We start from the raw sequence: 18,713 nt of genomic DNA on the forward strand, positions 1-18,713 counted from the left end.
ACTGTGCCGGAGCGCGTTACTTGCCGTGCCACACGCCGCCCCGACCTGCGAGTTCCCTCCAGCGGTACACGACATCTGTCGGGAGACTCGAGAGTTTCTCGCAGGTCAGTCTCTACGGGCGGCGGGCCAGCAAGTGTGTGTCGAGGAAGCCGCGCTCGGTTGCTGGGTCGTGGAGCAACCGAGCCACCGTGACGAGCCCAGCCTCGGCCAGCAACTCGGCAAACTGCTCCGCCGGCCAGCTGTAGGCGGGCGCCACCTTGTGATCGAAGCGGACCGGCTCCGGCCCTTCGGTGCCGAAGAAGGACACCAGGAGCAGACCCCCTGGCGCCAGAACACGCACCTGCTCAGCGAGTAGCGCGGGCAGTTCTTCAGGTGGGGTATGGATCATCGAGTAGTGGGCCAGCACTCCACCGAGCGTGCCGTCCTCGATCGGCAGGGCCTCCATTCGTGCTTCGTCGAACCGCAGCGTCGGCTCGGCCCGCCGAGCGTGGTCGACCATGGCCGGGGAGAGGTCGATCCCGAAGGCATCCAGCCCCAAGTCGTGCAGCATGGCCGTGAGATGACCGGGTCCGCACCCGACGTCGGCTACCCGCAAGTTCCCCGTATCACGCACGAGCTCGGCGAAGGTGCCGATCATGTTCCGAGCGAACGGCCGCGTCTCCAACCGACTAGTGAACATCGACGCATAGAGCTCGACGACCCCGTCGTAGGCCGTCCTGGTCTCATCCTGGTGTTCTAACACGGGCAGGAAGCTACACCCCGCCGTTCACCGGCCCGGGCCGCGAGGCAGGAAAGGTCAGGACTGCGTGGTCCGGAACGCGAGATACCGGCTGAAGGCTTCGTGGCTGTCGGGGGTGAAGCGCCACTCGATCAGGGCCGACCGCAGCTCCGGCTCGGTCAGCCAGCCATGCCAGGCGACCTCATCAGGATCGGCGGCCACGGTGTCAGACACCAGGGCTTCATGCACGCCGAGCCAGTGAGGGCTCAAACCGCTGCGATTGATGAACGTGAACAGCAAGCGCGGCAGTACACGAATCCCCAGCTCTTCGGTCAGCTCCCGCGCAGCAGCCTGTTCGTAGGACTCACCGACATCCACGGCGCCACCGACCACGACTTCGTGGAACCCAGGGAAGCGCAACAGCTGCTCCGACCGCCGGTGAACGAGGACCCGACCACGCTCATCACGACACACTGTCACGGCGACCCGGTGCAGCCACCCCTCCCGGATGGCCTGACGGCGGCTGACCACCACCCCCAGCACACGATCTTGATCGTCGACACGCTCCACCAGTTCGTCCACGACGCACACCCTGGCAGAGCCCACCGACAACGCCGCTTCCCGGCGACCCGCGGAACCAGACCAAGAGCACCTGCGTAAGGAAGCCGGACGAGAATGACGACAGTTGTCCTGCGAATAGGACACCTCAGGCTATCCACACCGTCCCACGCACTCTGCGCCCGTCGTCTTCGGTGCCGGCGCCGAAGATCGGAGTGCTGGGCGGGGTGATCGGCCCCCAACTGAACTTGACTTGGTGCAGAGAAGGGCCAAGGTCAGGCACGCGGACACCGTCGACGCCACCGTGGTCGGCTTCACCGGCACGGCCCGCCATCCGAAAGCCCTCGCCGTACGGCTCCCTGACGGACGAGTGACGCTGTCCCAGCGGCTGACCACGGCACTCGCGTCCGTCGTCGGCCCGCGCCTGGTCCCCGAGACCGGGCGGGCGTTCACGGAGGCCGGCGACTCCTACACGCCCGCCGTCGGCGACGTGGTGGTGGAGGTCGTGGCGGGCACGACCCGGCACGCGGTGGTCACGGTGATGCGGCTGCGCTGACCGGTGTCAGGGCTTCGTCCGGCGCGGCCGGGCTGATCGGCTGGCGCAGGTCCAGGTAGCAGCGCAGCCGTACGCCGGGCTCCCCTGCATCCCGCGTCGTCCGCTCGGCTGTCGCCGTTGCCCACCGTTCGGCGAGCAGCTGCTGGAAGGCGAGCGCGGTGTCGTCGTCGGCGACCGCGACGTCGACGACCAGGAGGCCGGGCGCGCTCACGTGCGCCTCGTTCCGCACGGGCCGTGTTCGCGCAGCAGCTCCAGCGTGGTCGCCACGATCGGCATCTTCCCCTTGTAGAGGTGGAAGCCGTCGGCCCCCTGGCCCTGCCAGTGCTCGCGGGTGAGGGCGGCGAGCTTCTTCATCTGGTTCAGCGCGGGCCGCTTGCCGACCTGGTTGAAGACGAGCAGGACCGGCGGGTGCGTCGCGTCGCCCCACTGGGGATCGGGAGCGGACCAGCGGGTGCGCCACATCGGTTTGTCCTGGCCGTCGGTGTCCTTCACCGTGCGGTGGAAGTGGCGCATGTACTTGTCGAACTTCGCGGCTATCTTCGCGGCGTCCTCGGTGCAGTTGTCGGCCTCGATGAACAACAGCGGCAGCCCCACCTCCGGGGCGATGAGGACGAGGTCGGCCCACGCACATCCCACGCCGGGGTTCTTCCACGTGCCCGTCGCCGGGAGAGCGACCTCGGTGGCGTAGGAGGTGATGCTGCCGGTCCCGTCGGGCGCGTCGATCCAGGCTTGGGCGGCCTCGATGGCTTCGGCCGGCTCACCGGCCACCAGGTGGAGGTCTGGCTTCGGTCGTATCAGGGCGATGACCGTCTCGTTGACCGTCATCGCGTGCGAAGCCCCCGAGCGGCCCGCGCTCTTGGGCATGCCGCCCATCTCCTCCGGCCCCCGGTCCAACTCGAGTCCGGCGGCGGCCAGCCCGTCCTTGGTGAGCAGGCGCACCTCCTCTCCCCCTCGGGTGCGGCCGCCGTCGACGGACAGGCCATGGCGTCGCAGATCGTTGAGCGCGCCGCGATGGGAGGCGGTGCGCGCCTCCTTCCGCGCGGCTGCCGTCTCCTTCGTCGTGTGCCGGAAGGGCAGGTGCGGTGAGGACAGGCGCTGGATCTGGTCCGCCGTCGCGGCTTTGAGCACCCCGAGCACGCACAGCACATCGGCGCGCAGGTTGTTCGTCGATCCCGCCTCGTTCGTCTTGCGCTTGCCCGCCATCAGATGCGCCCTCCCGTGCGTCGCGACCGGCCACCGGCCGGGCGCCGGCCCCCGGCCGCAGAGGGCACCAGGCGCGCCCTGAACCCGAGGATCGCCTCCACCACTGACACCCCACCCCCACCTATTTCCCAGGGCTTGGTCAGTGAGAGGAGGAGAGAAAAGGGTTGTGACGACGCTCCGGGGCACCGAAAAGCCGTGGCGTGCTGGGCAAATGCGGTCCGCGTTGGGGTCGGGCACGGAAGTGGGTACGGCAGTGGGATCGCAAGCGCCGACGGCAGGAGACTGCGGCGGCCTGCCCGGCCGACCGGCCCGGCCGGTGCTGGGTGCGCGGCTCGCCGTGCGACGGCTCGGTCAGGGTACGGCGGGCGCCTGTGTTCGGTCATCATCGGCGGTCTCTCCCTTGCGTCGTGGCGTCCTCCACCGGCCTTGTGACGGCCGGTGGGCGCCCGCGTGAGGAAAGCCTTCGTCCGCCCGCTGCTGGGCGCGGGCATGGACGCGGCACTGCGGGCAGTACGCGACTGGCCCGCCGACCGTCCGCTGCTCGAAGCGATGAAGCAGGTCAGCTCGCTCGGCGCCGACAGCCCGGAAGCGCTCGGTTATCTACGGACACTCGTCCGCATGACCCGCACCGAGCCCGGACTGCGGGCGGTCTGGCTGGACGTCTACTACGAAACGGCGACGGCCCTCACGGAGATCATCCAGGAACGCACCGGTCTGCCACCGGGCAGCCTGCAGGCCAGGACCCAGGCCTTTGCCCTGAACGCAGCCCTGCTGAGCGCCGTCGAGGCCTGGGCGTGCGACGACACGGCGGAGTACACGACCGGGCCCTCCGCCGCCATCCGCGAGGCACTGAGCATCGTCGCCGACGGCCTGCCCACGCAGCACACCGACGCCGAACAGAACCGACACTGACGGTCGACGTATGAGCGTGCCCCCGTACGGCTCGGCCGGCTGAGGCGGGCACAACTCGAGGACGTGCCCGCCTACCTTCCCCGCGCGCAGATTCACACCTTGGGTTCCGCGGCTCGGTGGCGCGGCCACGCCATCTCGTGCAACTCCTAGGGCCTGTTGTGAAAGTCCTGTTCACGCGGGGTCTGGCGTTCATCGTGGGCGTTGTCAGTGGGGCTGTGCATGATCGACGCGTCAGCTTTTCGTGGAGTAGGGAGTGCCATGCCGATCACAAACCAGCAGGTAGCGGAACACGAGTTCCTTCGGCAGATGTACGACGACTCGTACTTCCCTAATCATGTGGTCGATCAGGGGAAGTTGATCCTGCTGCGGCTGTGTGAGCACATTGAGGATGAGCAGCCGTCGGGCCTGGATGCCTTGTATGTGCTCACCGAGGCTGCGACGGAGGAGTTCAACCTGCTGGACAGGGAGTTCGTGGCAGCCGGCAGCGAGATCGAGACGGTTGCGCGGGAGTCGATCTGCGACGAGTTTCGATTCGTCGCGTCGGCGTATGGGTTCACGGACGCGGATGCGGAGGAGCTGACCGCAGGTCGGGACTGGTGAACGAAATCGGGAAGGCCCTCGCTGGTCAAAGCCATTCGTTGAGAGCTGCGATCAACACGGTCGCCTCGTAGCGGACGGCGAGCTTGTCGTATCGCGTGGCGACGGCGCGGTGTCTCTTGAGCCGGTTGATCCCACACTCGACCGCATGGCGCTGGCGGTAGTCGGCCGGGGCGAAATGCGGTGGCCCGCCGCCGGTGAACCGAGCTTCTGGCGGTTGCGGGCCTGGTCGGCCTTGTCCGGGATGGTGCAGCGGATCCCGCGGCGGCGCAGGTAGGCGCGGTTCTTGCGGGAGGCGTACGCCCTGTCGGCCCGGACTCAGTCGGGGCGGACGCGTGTGCGCCCCGGTCCGATGCGGGGCACGTGGACCTTCGCCAGCACGGGTTCGAACTGCGGCGAGTCGCCGCGCTGCCCCGCCGTCACCACGATCGACATGGGCTTTTGCCCCTGCTCGACGGCCAGGTGGAGCTTGGTGGTGGACCCGCCGCGTGATCTTCCCAGCCCGTGATCATGGGGCTCGATGAAGATGCCCCCGGCGGTTCTTTCTGCAGGTCGCCTCGCTTGCGGGCCCCGGCCGCATGCTGATGGGCGCGGCACACTGTGGAGTCGCCGCTCAGATCCCACGTGATCGCACCCTTCGTATCGGTCAGGGACTGGAGTTGGGTGAGGATCCGCTGTCAGGTGCCGTTCCGCTGCCACCGGCGGAACAGATGGATTCTCCCGTCAGTTCGCGGGACATTCTGTTAGCCATCGCCCAGTGGATCATTGCTCGAGATCTCTGAGGTAGGGCTTCGTAGTCCCGGGCCAGGCGGCGGTGCTGCATCAGCCAGCCGAAGGTCCGCTCGATCACCCACCGTTTCGGCAGGGGCTCGAACCCCTTCGCTCGAGGTCGCTGCACGACCTCCACGTCGATGCCGAGGAGGGCGCCGTGGTTGAAGACGCTGTTCTGGTATCCGCCGTCGGCCCAGACCTTGGACACGCTTGGGTGGTTCGCAGCCACGTCGTTGAGCAGGAGCTTGCCGCCGGTGGTGTCCTGTACGTTCGCGGCGGTGATGACGACGGCCAGCACGAGACCGAGCGTGTCCGTGAGCAGGTGCCGTTTGCGTCCTTTGATCTTCTTGCCGGCGTCGATGCCCTGGCTGGTCTCGGCCACGTTTGTCGAGGTCTTCACGCTCTGCGCGTCGATCACGGCCGCGGTCGGCTCGGTACTGCGGCCGTGGGCTCGTCGGGTCTTGTCACGTAACAGGTCATGCACCTGCTGGGTGGTGCCGTCCGCTTCCCACTTCGCGTAGTAGTCGTAGACGGTCTTGTACGGCGGGAAGTCGTGGGGCAGGTACTCCCACGGGATGCCGGTGCGGTTGACGTACAGGATCGCGTTGACGATCTCCCGCAAGTCGTGCACCCGGGCCGCCGTGCCGGGACCGGTCCGTCTCGCCCGCCAGGCGGCGAAGACCGGCTCGATCAGAGCCCAGCGGGCATCGGACACATCACTGCGATACGGACGGCGAGAACTCACGCACCGTGCAACGACCACCGACGTAGCCAGTCACAAAAGCATCCCAGAACACCAACTACCTATTGATCCGAGACGGTAGGTGTTCTGGGTCGTTGATCCCTGCGTGAGTGAACTGGTGCGGGACGCGCGGCAGTTGTCGCCGTCGGCGCAGGAGGCCCTTCGGCTGCGGGCGGTGGCCGCGTTGGTGGCAGGCCGGACTCGCGAGGATGTCGCGGCGGTGTTCCAGGTCTCGCTCAAGGCCGTGGACAACTGGTGGGCGAAGTGGCTGGCAGGCGGACGCGAGGCGCTCGTGGCCCAGCCGCGAGGACGCCGGGTCGGCGAACACCAGGTTCTCGACGCGGTCGAGCAGCAGGCGGTCCGGCAGGCCGTGCTGGACCACCGTCCCTGTGACCTGGGGCTGGCCGGGCAGCTGTGGACGCGCGCCGGTGTGGGGGACCTGATCGCGAAGCTGTACCGGGTGAAGCTGACCGAGCAGGGCGTGGGCAAGTACCTGCGCCGCTGGGGCCTGTCGTTCCAGCGCCCGGACAAGCGTGCCGTCGAGCAGAACCCGGAGGCGGTGCGCGTCTGGCGGGAGGAGACCTGGCCGGCGATCCGGGCGAAGGCCGAGGGCGGCGAGGTCCTCTTCGCCGACCAGGTCGGCATCCGCTCCGACCAGGTCACCGGCCGCACCTGGGGCGCCAAGGGGTGCACCCCCGTCGTGCGCCGCTCGGGCAACCGGTTCTCGGTGAACGCGATGTCCGCGATCAGCACGAAGGGCCGCATGCACTTCATGGTGTTCACCGAGACCTTCGACGCCGACGTCATGTGCCGCTTCCTCGACCGGCTCGCAGGCCACTTCGACCACAAGGTCCACCTCGTCGTGGACGGCCACTCCGCCCACCGATCCCGCAAGGTCCGCACCTGGCTCGCCGACCACCCGGACCGCATCGAGCTGCACTTCCTGCCGTCGTACTCGCCGGAGCTGAACCCCGACGAGCTGGTCAACGCCGACCTCAAACGGAGCCTGCCGATGCACAGCCGGGCCCGCGACCAGGCCCAACTCGCCGCCGAGGCCCGCCGGTTCTTCCACCGACGCCAACGCCAGCCACACATCGTCCGCGGCTACTTCGGCGGCCCGCACGTCCGCTTCATCCTCGAATAGAACCCTTTGAGTTTCGGCTCAATAGATCAGATGCCCTCTTATCGACAGGGTTTTATGTTGTCCGTTGTCCATCGCGAGCCGGTTGTCGGTGCCCTCGGGGTGAGGGTCCCGCGATGTCCGTCAGGAAGGGCGGCTTGGGTCCTCCCTTCCCGGATCCTTGCGCGCAACCGGTCGTGGAACTCCTTGACCAGCCAGTGGTCGCGCCAGCGGCGGAAGAACGCATAAACCCGGTCCCACGGCGGGAAGTCGGCAGGCATCGCCCGCCACTTGATCCCGTTGTCGACGAGATAGCGCATCGCGTCCAACATCGCGCGGTGGTAGTACGCCTCCGGCCGGCCGCCCCTGCCACGCATCCAGCCCGGCACTGGCAGCAGCGGGCTGACCACCGCCCACTCCCCGTCCGCAGGACGCAGTATGGCCAGCGGCACCGTGAAGTGGTTCAACTCCGAGAAGGGCTTCGGTTTCATCGCCCAGGACGGCGGCGGACCGGACGTCTTCGCCCATTACTCCAACATCTCCGGCAACGGGTACCGCGAGTTGGTCGAGGGTGAGACGGTCACGTTCGATGTCACCCAGGGGCAGAAGGGCCCCCAGGCGGAGAACATCGTCCGCGGCTGACGTCCCCTGGCCTACGGAGCCATGCGTGAAGAGGCACTACCGACGAGGGACAACTCAGTAGCTCGCTGACTCATAACCCAGACGTCGAAGGTTCAAATCTGGTGGCGCGGGTCATGGCGACCTCGGCCTCGGTCGGTCGTGCCACCGGCTGTGGGAGGCCAGACCCCGGTTGACCGGCAGGCACCATCTTTCCGTCACACGGATGGTTCTCGCCCCATACGGGGAGGGGCCGATCCCGACAGGATCGGCCCCTCTCGTCGGCTGGCGTCGACGGTCAGCACAGCCCGTCCGGGAGTCCGTCGGCCTGTTCAACTCCGGTCAGGTGCTCAACTCCCCCAATCGCTCGCATGCGTGGCGTGGGTGCGCGCTCTCGGACCGTCCGGGACGGGACCGGGCGCCCGCCGTGACGACCTCGTCAGCACCGGACGGGCACCATCGGCAGGGCCTCCTCACCGGGGTCAGAAGGACATGCGGCCACGGGTGCGGCGGCCGGCCGAGCCGCTGCGGCTCACGGCGCGGGAACTCGTCCGGAACGGCTTGCTGAAGAGCCTGCCCAGGACGCCGGGCGCCTTGCCGCCGGCCCTCGCACCGGCGCCGAGCGAACGCTGGGTGCCGCGTTCAGGGTGGCGGGACAGACGCGGGACGAGGAAGGCCAGCACGGCCAGAACCACACACACTCCGACAACAACTGCAATGATCACGACGGCTCCCTTGGTCGGCAGGGAGGAGTCGGGTGCCCCACTCCGTTCTCCCTATGCGGGAGTCAGTCGCATGCGTGGTGTCCGCCCCGAAGTCAGCAGCGGCCAGGAAGTCCGCTTCGCGCGGCGACGGCAGACGTCGCCGCCTCCACGGGGCCGTCGGCCGGCGCCGACGAGCTGTGTGGTGGCGCAACCAGGGCCGCGGAGGACCGCTCCCCCGTCGGCGGATCGCGCGAGGCGACATCCGTGTCGGCGAGACCTTCGGCATCGAAACGCTGATGGCAGCGGGTTCCGTACCCTGGGCGGCATGCGCATGCGCCCCACCTTGAGCTGGTCCCCAGCGGAGGACCTACCGCCGGGCACCACGGAGCTCGGACCGGTTGTCAGTGCCCTGGGCTCCGGCGGTGTGCTGGTGCTCAGTGGGGCGGGTATCTCCACGGAGTCGGGCATCCCCGACTACCGGGGCGAGGGCGGGAGCCTGAGCCGGCACACCCCGATGACGTACCAGGACTTCACCGCAAGCGCCCAGGCCCGGCGCCGGTACTGGGCGCGCAGCCACCTCGGCTGGCGCACCTTCGGCCGCGCCCGCCCCAACGCCGGGCACCGGGCTGTGGCCGCGTTCGGGCGGCACGGTCTGCTCGCGGGAGTGATCACCCAGAACGTCGACGGGTTGCACCAGGCCGCCGGCAGCGAGGGCGTCGTGGAACTGCACGGAAGCCTGGGGCGGGTCGTCTGTCTGTCCTGCGGCGTGTTCAGCCCGCGCCGTGAACTCGCCCGGCGGCTGGAGGAGGCCAACGCCGGCTTCGAGCCGGTGGCCGCCGGAATCAACCCGGACGGCGACGCCGACCTCACCGACGAGCAGGTCGCGAACTTCCGGGTGGTGCCCTGCGCGGACTGCGGCGGCATCCTCAAACCGGACGTGGTGTTCTTCGGCGAAGCCGTTCCGCCGTCGCGGGTCGAGCACTGCCGCTCCCTGGTTCGTCAGGCGGCCTCGCTGCTGGTTCTGGGCTCCTCATTGACGGTGATGTCCGGGCTGCGGTTCGTCCGTCAGGCTGCCGAGGCCGGGACGCCGGTGCTGATCGTCAACCGGGACGCCACCCGGGGCGACCGGCACGCCGTCACCCGGGTCGCGCTCCCGTTGGGTACGGCCCTCACCACCGCGGCCGGCCGGCTCGGCATCCCCGTCGCCGACGAGGTGACGGCCCGGGCGAGGTAGCGCCCCCCGCGGGTGCCGGGTCACCGCATCGCCGCGCGCCTCGGGCCCTGAGTCCGGAGCGCCGCCGGTGCTCGGCCCCGGACAGCACATTTAGCGCGAGGGACTCATGCTCCACCTGATCGCCCGGGTCAGGACATGGCCGGTGAGCGGTATCGCGACGTCCTCCAGACCCGGGAAACGGGGAAGGCCCAACAGCCCGCGCGCCCAGTCCGGGAGGGACGTCACCGCGTTGGCGGCGAGCAGGGCGTAGGCCGGCCGGGCGGCAAGCGGCAGCGGCGGGTGTACCAGCAGGAAGCGCGCGGCCGCCCTGCTCTCCGGGGTGGCACGGAGTTCCGGACGGTACGCGGCCAGGCGCGAGTCCAGCTGCGCCCGCGTCCGGGGCGGGTCCGGCACCCCGAGGGCCGTCGCCACCTTCGCCGTGTCCGCCACGTAGGCGTCGTAGTCGCTGGAGGCGAGGGTCTGGGCCCCGAAGCGCTCATGGGCGCGCAGGAAACTGTCCGTCTCGGTGACGTGCACCCATTCGAGCAGGTGGGGGTCGGCGGCCCGGTAGGGCTCACCTTGCGCTGTTCTCCCCCTGACCCGCTCATGGATCGCGCGGACCCGTTCGACGGCGCTCCGGGCGTCGTCGGCGGTTCCGAAGGTCGTCACGGCGAGGAATGTGCTGGTGCGCTGCAACCGCCCCCAGGGGTCGCCGCGGTACCCGGAGTGAGCGGCCACCGCGGCCATGGCCAGCGGGTGCAGGGATTGCAGCAGCAGGGCGCGCAGCCCGCCGATGAACATGGAGGCGTCCCCGTGCACGACACGGATGGGCCGCTCCGGACCGAACCACCGCGGCCCCGGAGTGTCGTGGATGCGGGCACGGTTCGCGGGGCCGTCCGGCCCCGCGACACGGCGGAAGAGCGCCTTGCCGAGCCTGTCCCGCACGCCGGAGACGGTGAGGACGTCCCTGTCCATGGTCCCATTCTGCGGCGTCGTCCTTTGCGACGGAAACGGGCCCGGGTTGTCGTCGGGGCGTCCGCCGAATGTCGGAGTGCCTCGTGTGAGGGGGCGGACGACGTGGCAGCGATCCTGTATGTCCCCGGTGATCGCGTGTGCAACGGGAAGCATCGGTGAGGGCGCCCGGATCTCTGTAGGGTCGGCATGATGCCCCTGCCCCGTTGGATGGTCCGCACCCGGCTCCTCCAGCGTGCGGGGGGGTCGGTTCGGCTCCCCCGCGGGTGGTCTGTTCGGACCTGCCGTCAGCACGCCCGTCAACCCGGTGGCGTCGCGGACATGGTCGGCGTCAGGCCGCTGGTCCGCGCGGTGCGGCTCGGTATGGGTTCCGCGCGAAGGCCGGACCGTACGGCCAGGGCGCGAAGCTCAGCTCGCTCTCGATGGCGGCCCCGGCCAGTGCGGGCAGCACAGTCCGGTGGAGGTGCTGCGATGCCCGTGACGGCCCGCGCGGTCCCGACGCATGTGGGATCGCCGTCCGTGCCCGCGCTGCTCGTCGCCGCCTACGGCGGGCCCGCCCTGGCGGTCACCGCCGTCGCGGCTCTGCTCGCGCTACGCGCCGACCTGCACCCGCTCGACGCCCTCGCCGTCACCGCGGCGGTGGTCACCGGCCAGCTCACGATCGGCTGGGGCAACGGCCTGCTGGACCCCCGGCGCGACCGTGCCGTCGGTCGCACCGACAAGCCGTTGGCCACCGGAGCCCTCCCGGTCGGCCGGGTGGTGCCTGCCCTGGTCGTGGCGGCATTCGCCTGCCTCGTGCTGTCCGCGCTGGCCGACTGGCGCAGCGCGCTGGTCAACACCACTCTCGCCACCGGCGCGGGTCACGCCTACAACATCTGACTCAAGGCGACCGTGTGGTCCTGAGTGCCGTACGCCTGCGCGTTCGGGACGCTGCCCTCGGTGGTCACCCTCGCCGACCCCGCCCAGGGCTGGGCCCCGCTGTGGATGACCGGCGCCGGCGCCACGCTCGGTGTCGGGGCGCACCTGCTCAACACGCTGCCCGACCTCGCCGACGACGAACGTACCGGCGTCCGCGGCCTCCCTCAGCGGATCGGCGAACGGCGCTCACGCCTCCTTGCCGCCGTGCTGCTGCCCGCCGCCTCGCTGGTCACCGTGCTCGGCCCCGCAGGACCGCCCCCGACCTGGGCGTGGGCGGTCTAGCACTGGTGACGGTCCTGCCCCCGGTCACGCTGTTCGCCCGCGCCCGTGCTCCCTTCCGTGCCGCAGTGGCCATCGCCCTGCTCGACGTGGTCCTGCTCGTGGCGGCCGGCTGATGACCTGCTCAGCCGGCCCCTAAGGCCTCCAGGTGACGGGCTCCCGGCCGCCCGGCGCCGCCCTCGCCCAGGGCCGGACCCGGCTCCGTGGCACTCGGCCACTCCTGGGCCGACGCGCCCCGACCTTCGCGCTCGGCCCTGGCCGAGCACTCGCAGCGCCCACCCGCTCGACCAGCCGGCCGGAGGAACCCATGACCATGCGCATCATCAGCGTTCGCCCGCCCTGCCCGAGCACCGCCACCGGCAGGAGGACATCACCGAGTTACTGACCTTGGCGGTTTAGCTTCGGGTGTCGGTGTTGAGGGTCAGGCCGGTTTCGGTGAGGCAGCCGTCGATGAGTTCCGGATGGCGCTGAATGTGAGCGAGGTCGCGGCGGAGGGTGCGGGTGAGGTGGTCAGGGTCGGTGAATGCGGTGTTGGCCATCGGGCCTTGCCGTAACAGGGACCAGACGCCTTCCACCGGGTTCAAGTCCGGGCTGTAGGAGGGGAGCTGGACGATCGTGAGCCAGTCGTGGCCTGCGGCGTAGTCACGCAGGCCAGCGGTGCGATGAGTGTTGAGATGGTCCAGACGACGATGATCGGAGCGCCGAGCTGCAGGTGCGCGCGGACCAGGAGATCGTGGTAGTCCTGCCAGGCGAAGCTCTTGCGTGCACCCTTCAGCAAGGAGTGGAATCGGGGCCGGTAGATCAGCCGGGACCTCTCGCCGGGCCGGTAGCAGCACATCGCGGCGACCGAGATCCGCCGCCGGGACCGGCCCCGCACTCTCACCACGGGAGTCTGTCCGCGCCGGTCCCAGGTGCGGGCGCGTGGCGGCCTCATCGCGAACCCGGCCTCGTCCTCGAAGACGATCCATGCCCCGAGCGCCGCCGCGGTGCCTCCACCTGCGGCCGCACGTCCTTCTTCCAGAGCTCGACCGCGTGCTCGTCACGTTCCTGCGCACAGCGGGCCGGGCTCGGCCAGGACCAGCCGTGGCGGTGCAGGAGCCGCCACACTCCCGCGATCGAGCACCTGACCTCGAACTGGCGGCCGATCAGCGTTCTGACACGCTCCAGAGTCCACCGCTGATCTTCCCAGCCATGCGCACCCGGACCTTTGGCCAGCTCCTTTTCCAGCACGGCGAACCGCTCGTCCGACAGCTTCGGCACTTTCGAGGGTCCCTTCGACTTCAGACCCTCCATACCGCCTTCACGCCAGTTGCGGCGCCATTGCTCCACCGAACGCTCGCTCACCCACAGGTTTTTGGCGATGACCGAATTCCTGTCACCTCGAGCGAACTTCCGCCCGGCCTCCAGCCGGATCCCTTCACGCGCAGCCCGCCGCTCAGCAGTCAGGCCCCCACCATCCGCGTACCGCATAGCACCGGCAATACCGCAGGGATCACCCAACGTCACCACCCGAAGGCAACCCGAAAAGGTCAGTACAGTGACGGGTCCGCCGAACTCAGCGAGCGATGATGCCAACGACACAGGTGGCCAGCAGGGTCACGCCAGCCATAGCAACCGTGAGAGGAACCGCGAGATTTGGGTGTGTGTGGACTACGTAGAACAGCGCCCCGCCCAGCAGCAGGGTGAACAGCAGAAGCAGGAGGACGATCAGCGCGACAGTGGTAGTCATGGGGCCCCTTGGTCGGTCCAGTGCAGGTGACCGATCATGGACGGCAGACGCGCGTTTCGGCACGCGCACACTGTTGCGACTTCACGCAACGGCACCGTGGGGTCGACGGAGGAGAGCGGATGTCGCAAGGGGAGCTGGTTCCGAGGGGGCCCCGCACGATGGTCTTTCAGAAGGACATCGACAAAGCCAAGGTCGGACCAGAGCGTTATGAACTGGCCATCGCCCTGCGCGATTTGGCCCAGCGACTTGGAGTGTCCCTGAGTCGCTACGCGGTGCGCGTCTCGTGGGACCGATCCACCCTCTCCCGGTTCTTCAGCGGCGCGTTGGTACCTCCCGCCGACTTCGTCGAACAACTCCTCGAGAACGGAGACCGGGAGACCGGTACCGAGTTGACGCCGGCCGCCAAGGACGTGGTGCGCAAACTGCACCGGACCGCCCTGCGTGCCACGAGTCCGGCAAGTGGCGCCCTGCAGGACCTACGCGACCAGCTGGCAGGGGTCGACCGGGAGAGCCGCCATTTCCAGCAGGAGGCCCGACTCCTGCGGGAGGTGATCCGCCGTACCCAAGAGCAGCTCGACGAGCAGCAATTCCAGCTCCGGCAGCTGGAGAACACAGGGGCCGCCGAGCGCCTGGCCCACCGCATCGAACTCGAGCAACGGTCTGACGCCTTCGAGGTCTTGCGCACCGAGCGGGACGTCCTGCGGGAGTCACTCGCTCGGTACAAAGCGGAACTGAAGAAAGCCCAGCACCGCGCCCACGAAGCCGAACTGCGGTGTGCCGCGCTGGAACGCCAACTGGAGACCGCCGAGACCGAAGCCGAGGAGGACGAGGCGCGGGGTGAGTCCTCAAGCGCCCTGTCTCCCCGGACCCTCCGCGCAGCGAATCCGACCAGACAGTCCACTGCCGGTGACGGCGTCAGCTTTCATCTCGGCTTCGATGCGGCGCTGGGCGCCCGGCTCTGGCGGGCTCTTGACGAGCAGGCACCTCTACCGCTGTCCGAGGAGGAACTGCGTAAGATCGTCCCGCGCCCCGGAATCTTCCAGTTGATCCGCAAGGTGCCGTACCTGTCACCAGAACTTGTCTATGTGGGCAAATCCGAGCGGGCCCTACCGGACCAGCTCGACGCCCTCCGCCGGAAGATCCTGGGCCGAAGAGGGATTCTCCCGCAGGAGATGTGCTTCACTTCCATGTACATTGAGGACGACATGTCGGCAGTCGCCCCCGAGCGGCTCGTCATCAGGTATCTCATGGAGGAGCACGGCGCCCAACTCCCCTGGAACTTCAACGGGTTCGACAACAGGGACGGGGGCCGGGAACGGGACCATTCTGAACTCAGCACCCAGCATTTCAACATGGTCCACCCGATCGATCTGGACTGGGCCCTGCATGACGACGGAACGCGTCGAACGTGGCCTCCGAAGGACTTCGCCGATTTCATCAAGGCGGGGCTCCCCTACCGTTTCAGGCACAAGCTGGGATCCGACCACCTGGAAGCCGCTCCGCTGGTAGTCCCGGAGGGCCCGTTGTCCGCAGACACGGCGTTCCGGCTCCTCGCTCGGAGCCTCGGCGATACGTGGCAGATCAGCGCGCTCAAGGGACACGTACTCCTGTACCAGGAGCGCACGCAGTACCCTAATGCCGTCCGCTACTATCGCGGCAAGAGCGTGCAGAACGCCTGAAGTCATGGAGCACTCGCCCCGAAAAGGCCAGGTCAGAACGCTGACCGGGATTCGGGAGAGGCAGCATCCGTAAGTCCGGATCTCATATCGATTAGTGGCTCAGAGGGTTCTACTCGAAGGTTTACTGGCTCTAACAAAAGCTGTTGATCATATGACCTGTTGGCTTGTCCGCTCGTTGGTCTTGTCGCGGGGAAACGCCAGTCGCGACCGTGGATCGCCTCGAATGAACTCTGGTCACTCATCGAGCCATTGCTCCCCGAGCCGGCGCCGAACCTGGTCGAGGGGCGACCGCGGGTGCCGGACCGCCAGGCCCTGTGCGGGATCCTCTTCGTCCGGCACACCGGGATCCAGTGGGAGTACCTGCCCCAGGAGCTGGGCTTCGGCTCGGGCATGACCTCTTGACGGCGTCTGGCGGCCTGGAACGAGGCCGGCGTCTGGGACCGGCTGCACGTGCTGCTGGAGAAGCTGCGGTCGAAGGACCAGCTGGCCTGGTCCCGGGCGCTGATCGACTCCTCGCACGTCCGCGCGGCCCGACGGGGCCCAATAAAGCGGACCCAGCCCGGTCGACCGAGCACGCCCGGGCAGCAAACACCACCTCATCGTCGACGGACAGGGCACCCCGCTCGCGGTGTCGCTGACCGGCGGAAGCCGCAACGACGTCGCCCAACTCCTGCCTCTGCTCGACAGCACCTCGCACCCCGCCAGGACCAACCTCCGGCGGAAGGGCGGCCTGGGGAAGAACCCGGATCGGGCCGCGGAGCGCGCAAAGCAGCTGGCCGCGATCGACCCGGACTGGAACTGCCCCTGGCCGCTCGACTGGCAACGCCACTACCGCGTCCTCGCCGACCTCGCCGCCGACGAACCCCACAGCGCCCTGCCCGAAATCCAGCCCGGTGTGACCTTCGAGGGCGACGACCTCGGGCGGTGGCTCCAACGGCAGGCGAATTTCTGGGTGGAGCTGTCGGAAGAACAGCAGGAACGGCTGTCCAGGCTGGGTGTGAAGCCCGCTGAGATGCCGCCTCCGGCCCCTGCGGCCACGCGTGCGACGAAGGGCCCGAACAAGGCACAGCAGGCCTTCCGCCGCGGCCTGGCAGCCCTCGCCCAGTACATCCAGCGGGAAGGCAGAACCGCCGTTGGAAGGGCGCACATCGAGGTGCTGTCGGACGGTTCGGCGATCAGGCTGGGTGTGTTTCTGAGTAACCAGAAGGCCAGGCGCGACCGGCTGGATGCGAAACAGCGGGCCGCCCTCGCCGAGCTGGGCTACACCTGGGCTGCAGAACAGCCCGGGCGCAGCTGACGTTCACCGATGACCCGCACGCACGCCCAATACCGGATGGGCCGATATCTGAATCCCCCACCGCCCGTCTCCGGCCGGAGGAGCGTGGAAGCTCCACACCTGGTGCTGGGTGTGGAGCCCAGCTCACTCAGCGAAGGGACCGTCGGTGGCGAAGGCGTGGGCTGCAAAGCGCTTGCCCATTCGACGGTATGCGGCGGCGGTGGGGTGAAGGCCGTCGGCCAGGTCATCTGCCTCGTCCGGGCCGAGCAGCTCGCGTCCGTCGAGATAGTGGAGGTGGGGATCGGACGCCTGTCGTACCGCAGCGATCCGGGCCAGCTCGGCACGGACCACCGCCAGCGACAATGCCCCGCCGGCCACATCGGCCGGGTCACCCAGGGCAGCGAGCCTGCCGTCCGGGCCGGTCGCGGTCGGGCCGGGGGCCTCCTCCAGGGCCGGACAGCTCACCGGAGAGATCAACAGCAGCGGGGTGTCCGGGTGCCCGTCCCGGATCGTGTCCAGGAATCCGTGTACCGCCGGGCCGAACGTCCGCAGCCGGAAGGCGGACAGGCTCACGATGTTGATGCCCACCTTGAGGCTGATCAGGTCGGATGGCGTATCGCGGATCGTCCGGGCGACATAGGGATCCAGCAGCGCGTTGCCCGCCTGGCTGAGGTTGATCACCTCTACCCCGCCGAGCGCAGCTGCCACCACTGGCCAGGTCCCGGTCGGGCCGTCGGCCTCGATGCAGTGGCTGATGGAACTGCCGTAGTGCACCCAGTGGCGCCTCCCGTCCGGCAGCGGTGCCAGCACCTCGCCGTCAGCGCGCAGTGCCACCAGCTCCGTTGGGGTCTGCTGTGGCAGCCACACCTCGACGCCCTTCATGCCGACCGGCAGCCCGGCGAACCGTACGGTTGCTGGTTCGCCCGGGATGAGCCGTTGAGCGGCCCCGGGGCCCGCCATCCGCAGCACGTTGCCCACCGGTGCCCGCTGACGCCCGGCCAGGTGGCCGTCCACCAGCAGCTCCAGCATCCCGGTCGGGCGAGGGTGGAGGTCGGAGTCGAGCTGGCCGGTGGAGGTGAGTACCTCCAGCTCCAATGCGCGCGCATCGGTGCGGAACACCAGCCGCACCCCCGAAGGCATCACGGTCACTCCGTAGACCGACGGGTCCTGGTACTGCTCCTTGGTCCACGCGGGCAACCGGCGCGGCATCACCCCTGCCTGTGTGGTCTCCAGGTCCAGCGCGCCCCGTAACTCCACCGGCCCGCCCACCAGCGGAACCTCCCGCAGCGTCGCCACCTTCACCGCTCCTGTCCCAGGTCAATGTGGACCGCAGATGACATCGACCCGGCGCATTCGTGGCTCATCGGCGCCCGCCGAACTCGAAGTCGTGGACCTCGATGTCCGCGTACCGGTCCGCAGTCAGGACGGCTCGTGCCGTGTCCGGATCCGCAGCCCTGAGCAGCACTGCCGTACCCAGCCAGGTGTCGCCGTCGTCGGACAGCAGCGGCCCGTACGCGACCAGCTCGTCCCGGTCGCGCGGCAGGGCAAGGTCGGCGGCCGGGCCCTCGCCGAGGCCGAGCACCAGGTACCGGTTGCCACCGGTCCGGCCGCCGGGGAAATCCCACATGGTGCGCCCCAGCACGTTGCGCCACCGGCGCAGCAGCACGTCCCGGTACGCGCCGGCCTGGTAGTTGGGCTCGTCGAAGGCGAACGCGCGGGCGGCGGCGGGATCGGGCAGGTCGACGATGTGCACGCTGCCGGTGGGTGTTTCACCATCATCGGCGAAGGTCGGACCGCGCGCGATCAGCTCCTTCACGTACCCGTCCATGTAGGACCAGTGCTCCTCCAGCAACTCCTCGCGTAACGCAAGGGAGCCGGGCCGGTCACGGTGGTAGCAGAAGAACTCCATGACCACAGACCCTTCCCCATCAAAGGCGCCCTCTCAACTGGCTTTTGGCAACGATGACCAGCACTCGAAGCCAGGCAGCATCCCGTCAAACGGCGTAGCCGTCACGGCCGCGCGGTCACAACCAAGTGAGTTGCGAACACGGCTGCTCCGCAGCCAAGTGACAGAAGCAGCATTCGGCGCCGACATCCCCACCTCAAGACGGCCCGCAGCCGCCCAAAGATCACGCACCGGAACTTCGA

The 18,713-nt window shown here is 68.9% G+C and carries 21 protein-coding genes and 2 pseudogenes; 11 read left to right on the forward strand and 12 right to left on the reverse strand.

Translation table 11 applies throughout. The annotated features are described in order from the left end of the window. Positions 1–112: 112 nt before the first annotated feature. Both RM704_RS05855 and RM704_RS05860 read right to left on the reverse strand, forming a co-directional pair. Entirely contained in the window at positions 113–742 is a 630-nt protein-coding gene (locus RM704_RS05855) for a class I SAM-dependent methyltransferase (protein WP_033532223.1), read from the reverse strand. A 54-nt stretch (positions 743–796) separates the two neighbouring features. Beyond that, complete coding sequence (locus tag RM704_RS05860) at positions 797–1,300, reverse strand: NUDIX domain-containing protein (protein WP_438828892.1); 504 nt, start codon at positions 1,298–1,300, stop codon at positions 797–799. Positions 1,301–1,529: 229 nt separating this feature from the next. On the opposite strand from RM704_RS05860, the gene RM704_RS05865 reads away from it, so the two are divergent. Beyond that, entirely contained in the window at positions 1,530–1,832 is a 303-nt protein-coding gene (locus tag RM704_RS05865) for a hypothetical protein (protein WP_157856830.1), read from the forward strand. Here RM704_RS05865 and RM704_RS05870 read toward each other — a convergent pair. Together RM704_RS05870 and RM704_RS05875 are read right to left on the reverse strand one after the other, a co-directional pair. After that, positions 1,810–2,043: a DUF6207 family protein gene (locus RM704_RS05870; RefSeq protein WP_157856829.1), complete on the reverse strand. Its 234-nt coding sequence runs from the start codon at positions 2,041–2,043 to the stop codon at positions 1,810–1,812. The two genes, RM704_RS05865 and RM704_RS05870, sit on opposite strands and share 23 nt — an antisense overlap. Next, complete coding sequence (locus RM704_RS05875) at positions 2,040–3,035, reverse strand: replication-relaxation family protein (protein ID WP_078937533.1); 996 nt, start codon at positions 3,033–3,035, stop codon at positions 2,040–2,042. Before RM704_RS05875 ends, RM704_RS05870 begins: the two co-directional genes overlap by 4 nt. A 450-nt stretch (positions 3,036–3,485) precedes the next feature. Here RM704_RS05875 and RM704_RS05880 point away from each other — a divergent pair, with 450 nt between their 5' ends. Next, on the forward strand, positions 3,486–3,947 hold the full coding sequence (locus RM704_RS05880; protein WP_157856828.1) for an acyl-CoA-like ligand-binding transcription factor: 462 nt from the start codon (positions 3,486–3,488) through the stop codon (positions 3,945–3,947). Positions 3,948–4,205: 258 nt separating this feature from the next. After that, positions 4,206–4,547: a DUF5713 family protein gene (locus tag RM704_RS05885; protein ID WP_033532220.1), complete on the forward strand. Its 342-nt coding sequence runs from the start codon at positions 4,206–4,208 to the stop codon at positions 4,545–4,547. 643 nt (positions 4,548–5,190) lie between these two features. Here RM704_RS05885 and RM704_RS05890 read toward each other — a convergent pair. Next, positions 5,191–6,060, reverse strand: coding sequence for an IS5 family transposase (locus RM704_RS05890; RefSeq protein WP_052146556.1), 870 nt, complete (start codon positions 6,058–6,060; stop codon positions 5,191–5,193). 103 nt (positions 6,061–6,163) lie between these two features. Here RM704_RS05890 and RM704_RS05895 point away from each other — a divergent pair, with 103 nt between their 5' ends. After that, positions 6,164–7,201, forward strand: a complete 1,038-nt coding sequence (locus tag RM704_RS05895; protein ID WP_202808167.1) for an IS630 family transposase — start codon at positions 6,164–6,166, stop codon at positions 7,199–7,201. Between the two features lie 38 nt (positions 7,202–7,239). On the opposite strand, the gene RM704_RS05900 is transcribed toward RM704_RS05895, so the two are convergent. After that, positions 7,240–7,668: a transposase gene (locus RM704_RS05900; RefSeq protein WP_311589901.1), complete on the reverse strand. Its 429-nt coding sequence runs from the start codon at positions 7,666–7,668 to the stop codon at positions 7,240–7,242. Between RM704_RS05900 and RM704_RS05905 the strand changes: the two genes are divergently transcribed. Further along, on the forward strand, positions 7,616–7,819 hold the full coding sequence (locus tag RM704_RS05905) for a cold-shock protein (RefSeq protein ID WP_014677112.1): 204 nt from the start codon (positions 7,616–7,618) through the stop codon (positions 7,817–7,819). The genes RM704_RS05900 and RM704_RS05905 overlap by 53 nt on opposite strands. 458 nt (positions 7,820–8,277) lie before the next feature. On the opposite strand, the gene RM704_RS05910 is transcribed toward RM704_RS05905, so the two are convergent. Beyond that, the gene (locus RM704_RS05910) at positions 8,278–8,520 is read right to left on the reverse strand and encodes a DUF6411 family protein (RefSeq protein ID WP_033532219.1); all 243 of its coding nucleotides are present in this window, start codon (positions 8,518–8,520) and stop codon (positions 8,278–8,280) included. A gap of 304 nt (positions 8,521–8,824) precedes the next feature. Here RM704_RS05910 and RM704_RS05915 point away from each other — a divergent pair, with 304 nt between their 5' ends. Continuing rightward, entirely contained in the window at positions 8,825–9,733 is a 909-nt protein-coding gene (locus RM704_RS05915; protein ID WP_033532218.1) for an NAD-dependent protein deacetylase, read from the forward strand. A 90-nt stretch (positions 9,734–9,823) separates the two neighbouring features. Here RM704_RS05915 and RM704_RS05920 read toward each other — a convergent pair whose 3' ends face one another. After that, a complete protein-coding gene (locus RM704_RS05920) occupies positions 9,824–10,687 on the reverse strand; it encodes an oxygenase MpaB family protein (protein WP_033532217.1) in 864 nt (287 codons plus the stop codon). Between the two features lie 468 nt (positions 10,688–11,155). Here RM704_RS05920 and RM704_RS05925 point away from each other — a divergent pair, with 468 nt between their 5' ends. Both RM704_RS05925 and RM704_RS05930 read left to right on the forward strand, forming a co-directional pair. After that, positions 11,156–11,563 carry a hypothetical protein gene (locus RM704_RS05925; RefSeq protein ID WP_311589909.1) on the forward strand — a complete coding sequence of 136 codons (408 nt, stop codon included), beginning with the start codon at positions 11,156–11,158 and terminating at the stop codon, positions 11,561–11,563. A gap of 24 nt (positions 11,564–11,587) precedes the next feature. Then, entirely contained in the window at positions 11,588–11,884 is a 297-nt protein-coding gene (locus RM704_RS05930; protein WP_311589912.1) for a UbiA family prenyltransferase, read from the forward strand. A 392-nt stretch (positions 11,885–12,276) separates the two neighbouring features. On the opposite strand, the pseudogene RM704_RS45455 reads toward RM704_RS05930, so the two are convergent. After that, a pseudogene (locus RM704_RS45455) lies at positions 12,277–13,351 on the reverse strand (IS630 family transposase). 85 nt (positions 13,352–13,436) lie between these two features. Further along, positions 13,437–13,610 carry a hypothetical protein gene (locus RM704_RS05945; protein ID WP_192829863.1) on the reverse strand — a complete coding sequence of 58 codons (174 nt, stop codon included), beginning with the start codon at positions 13,608–13,610 and terminating at the stop codon, positions 13,437–13,439. Positions 13,611–13,768: 158 nt separating this feature from the next. Here RM704_RS05945 and RM704_RS05950 point away from each other — a divergent pair, with 158 nt between their 5' ends. The 3 genes and pseudogenes from RM704_RS05950 to RM704_RS05960 all read left to right on the forward strand — a co-directional run bounded on the left by RM704_RS05950 (position 13,769) and on the right by RM704_RS05960 (position 16,586). After that, the gene (locus RM704_RS05950; protein ID WP_157856827.1) at positions 13,769–15,289 is read left to right on the forward strand and encodes a helix-turn-helix domain-containing protein; all 1,521 of its coding nucleotides are present in this window, start codon (positions 13,769–13,771) and stop codon (positions 15,287–15,289) included. 159 nt (positions 15,290–15,448) lie between these two features. Next, a pseudogene (locus RM704_RS05955) lies at positions 15,449–15,977 on the forward strand (IS5 family transposase); the annotation flags it as partial. A gap of 93 nt (positions 15,978–16,070) precedes the next feature. Further along, a complete protein-coding gene (locus RM704_RS05960) occupies positions 16,071–16,586 on the forward strand; it encodes a helicase associated domain-containing protein (RefSeq protein ID WP_438828897.1) in 516 nt (171 codons plus the stop codon). A 123-nt stretch (positions 16,587–16,709) separates the two neighbouring features. Here RM704_RS05960 and RM704_RS05965 read toward each other — a convergent pair whose 3' ends face one another. Together RM704_RS05965 and RM704_RS05970 are read right to left on the reverse strand one after the other, a co-directional pair. Continuing rightward, the gene (locus RM704_RS05965; RefSeq protein WP_033532313.1) at positions 16,710–17,852 is read right to left on the reverse strand and encodes a GDSL-type esterase/lipase family protein; all 1,143 of its coding nucleotides are present in this window, start codon (positions 17,850–17,852) and stop codon (positions 16,710–16,712) included. A 73-nt stretch (positions 17,853–17,925) separates the two neighbouring features. Beyond that, entirely contained in the window at positions 17,926–18,474 is a 549-nt protein-coding gene (locus RM704_RS05970; RefSeq protein WP_033532214.1) for a YciI family protein, read from the reverse strand. Positions 18,475–18,713 lie beyond the last annotated feature (239 nt).

Source organism: Streptomyces gottesmaniae (assembly GCF_031845845.1).
GTDB classification, from domain to species: Bacteria; Actinomycetota; Actinomycetes; order Streptomycetales; family Streptomycetaceae; genus Streptomyces; species Streptomyces akebiae.

Bases quoted from the DNA above. Each gene is read 5' to 3' on its own strand.
- RM704_RS05875 (WP_078937533.1), bottom strand. From the start codon at position 3,035: ATGGCGGGCAAGCGCAAGACGAACGAGGCGGGATCGACGAACAACCTG.
- RM704_RS05885 (WP_033532220.1), top strand. From the start codon at position 4,206: ATGCCGATCACAAACCAGCAGGTAGCGGAACACGAGTTCCTTCGGCAG.
- RM704_RS05905 (WP_014677112.1), top strand. From the start codon at position 7,616: ATGGCCAGCGGCACCGTGAAGTGGTTCAACTCCGAGAAGGGCTTCGGT.
- RM704_RS05900 (WP_311589901.1), bottom strand. From the start codon at position 7,668: ATGAAACCGAAGCCCTTCTCGGAGTTGAACCACTTCACGGTGCCGCTG.
- RM704_RS05915 (WP_033532218.1), top strand. From the start codon at position 8,825: ATGCGCATGCGCCCCACCTTGAGCTGGTCCCCAGCGGAGGACCTACCG.
- RM704_RS05920 (WP_033532217.1), bottom strand. From the start codon at position 10,687: ATGGACAGGGACGTCCTCACCGTCTCCGGCGTGCGGGACAGGCTCGGC.
- RM704_RS05925 (WP_311589909.1), top strand. From the start codon at position 11,156: ATGCCCGTGACGGCCCGCGCGGTCCCGACGCATGTGGGATCGCCGTCC.
- RM704_RS05945 (WP_192829863.1), bottom strand. From the start codon at position 13,610: ATGACTACCACTGTCGCGCTGATCGTCCTCCTGCTTCTGCTGTTCACC.
- RM704_RS05950 (WP_157856827.1), top strand. From the start codon at position 13,769: ATGGTCTTTCAGAAGGACATCGACAAAGCCAAGGTCGGACCAGAGCGT.
- RM704_RS05970 (WP_033532214.1), bottom strand. From the start codon at position 18,474: ATGGAGTTCTTCTGCTACCACCGTGACCGGCCCGGCTCCCTTGCGTTA.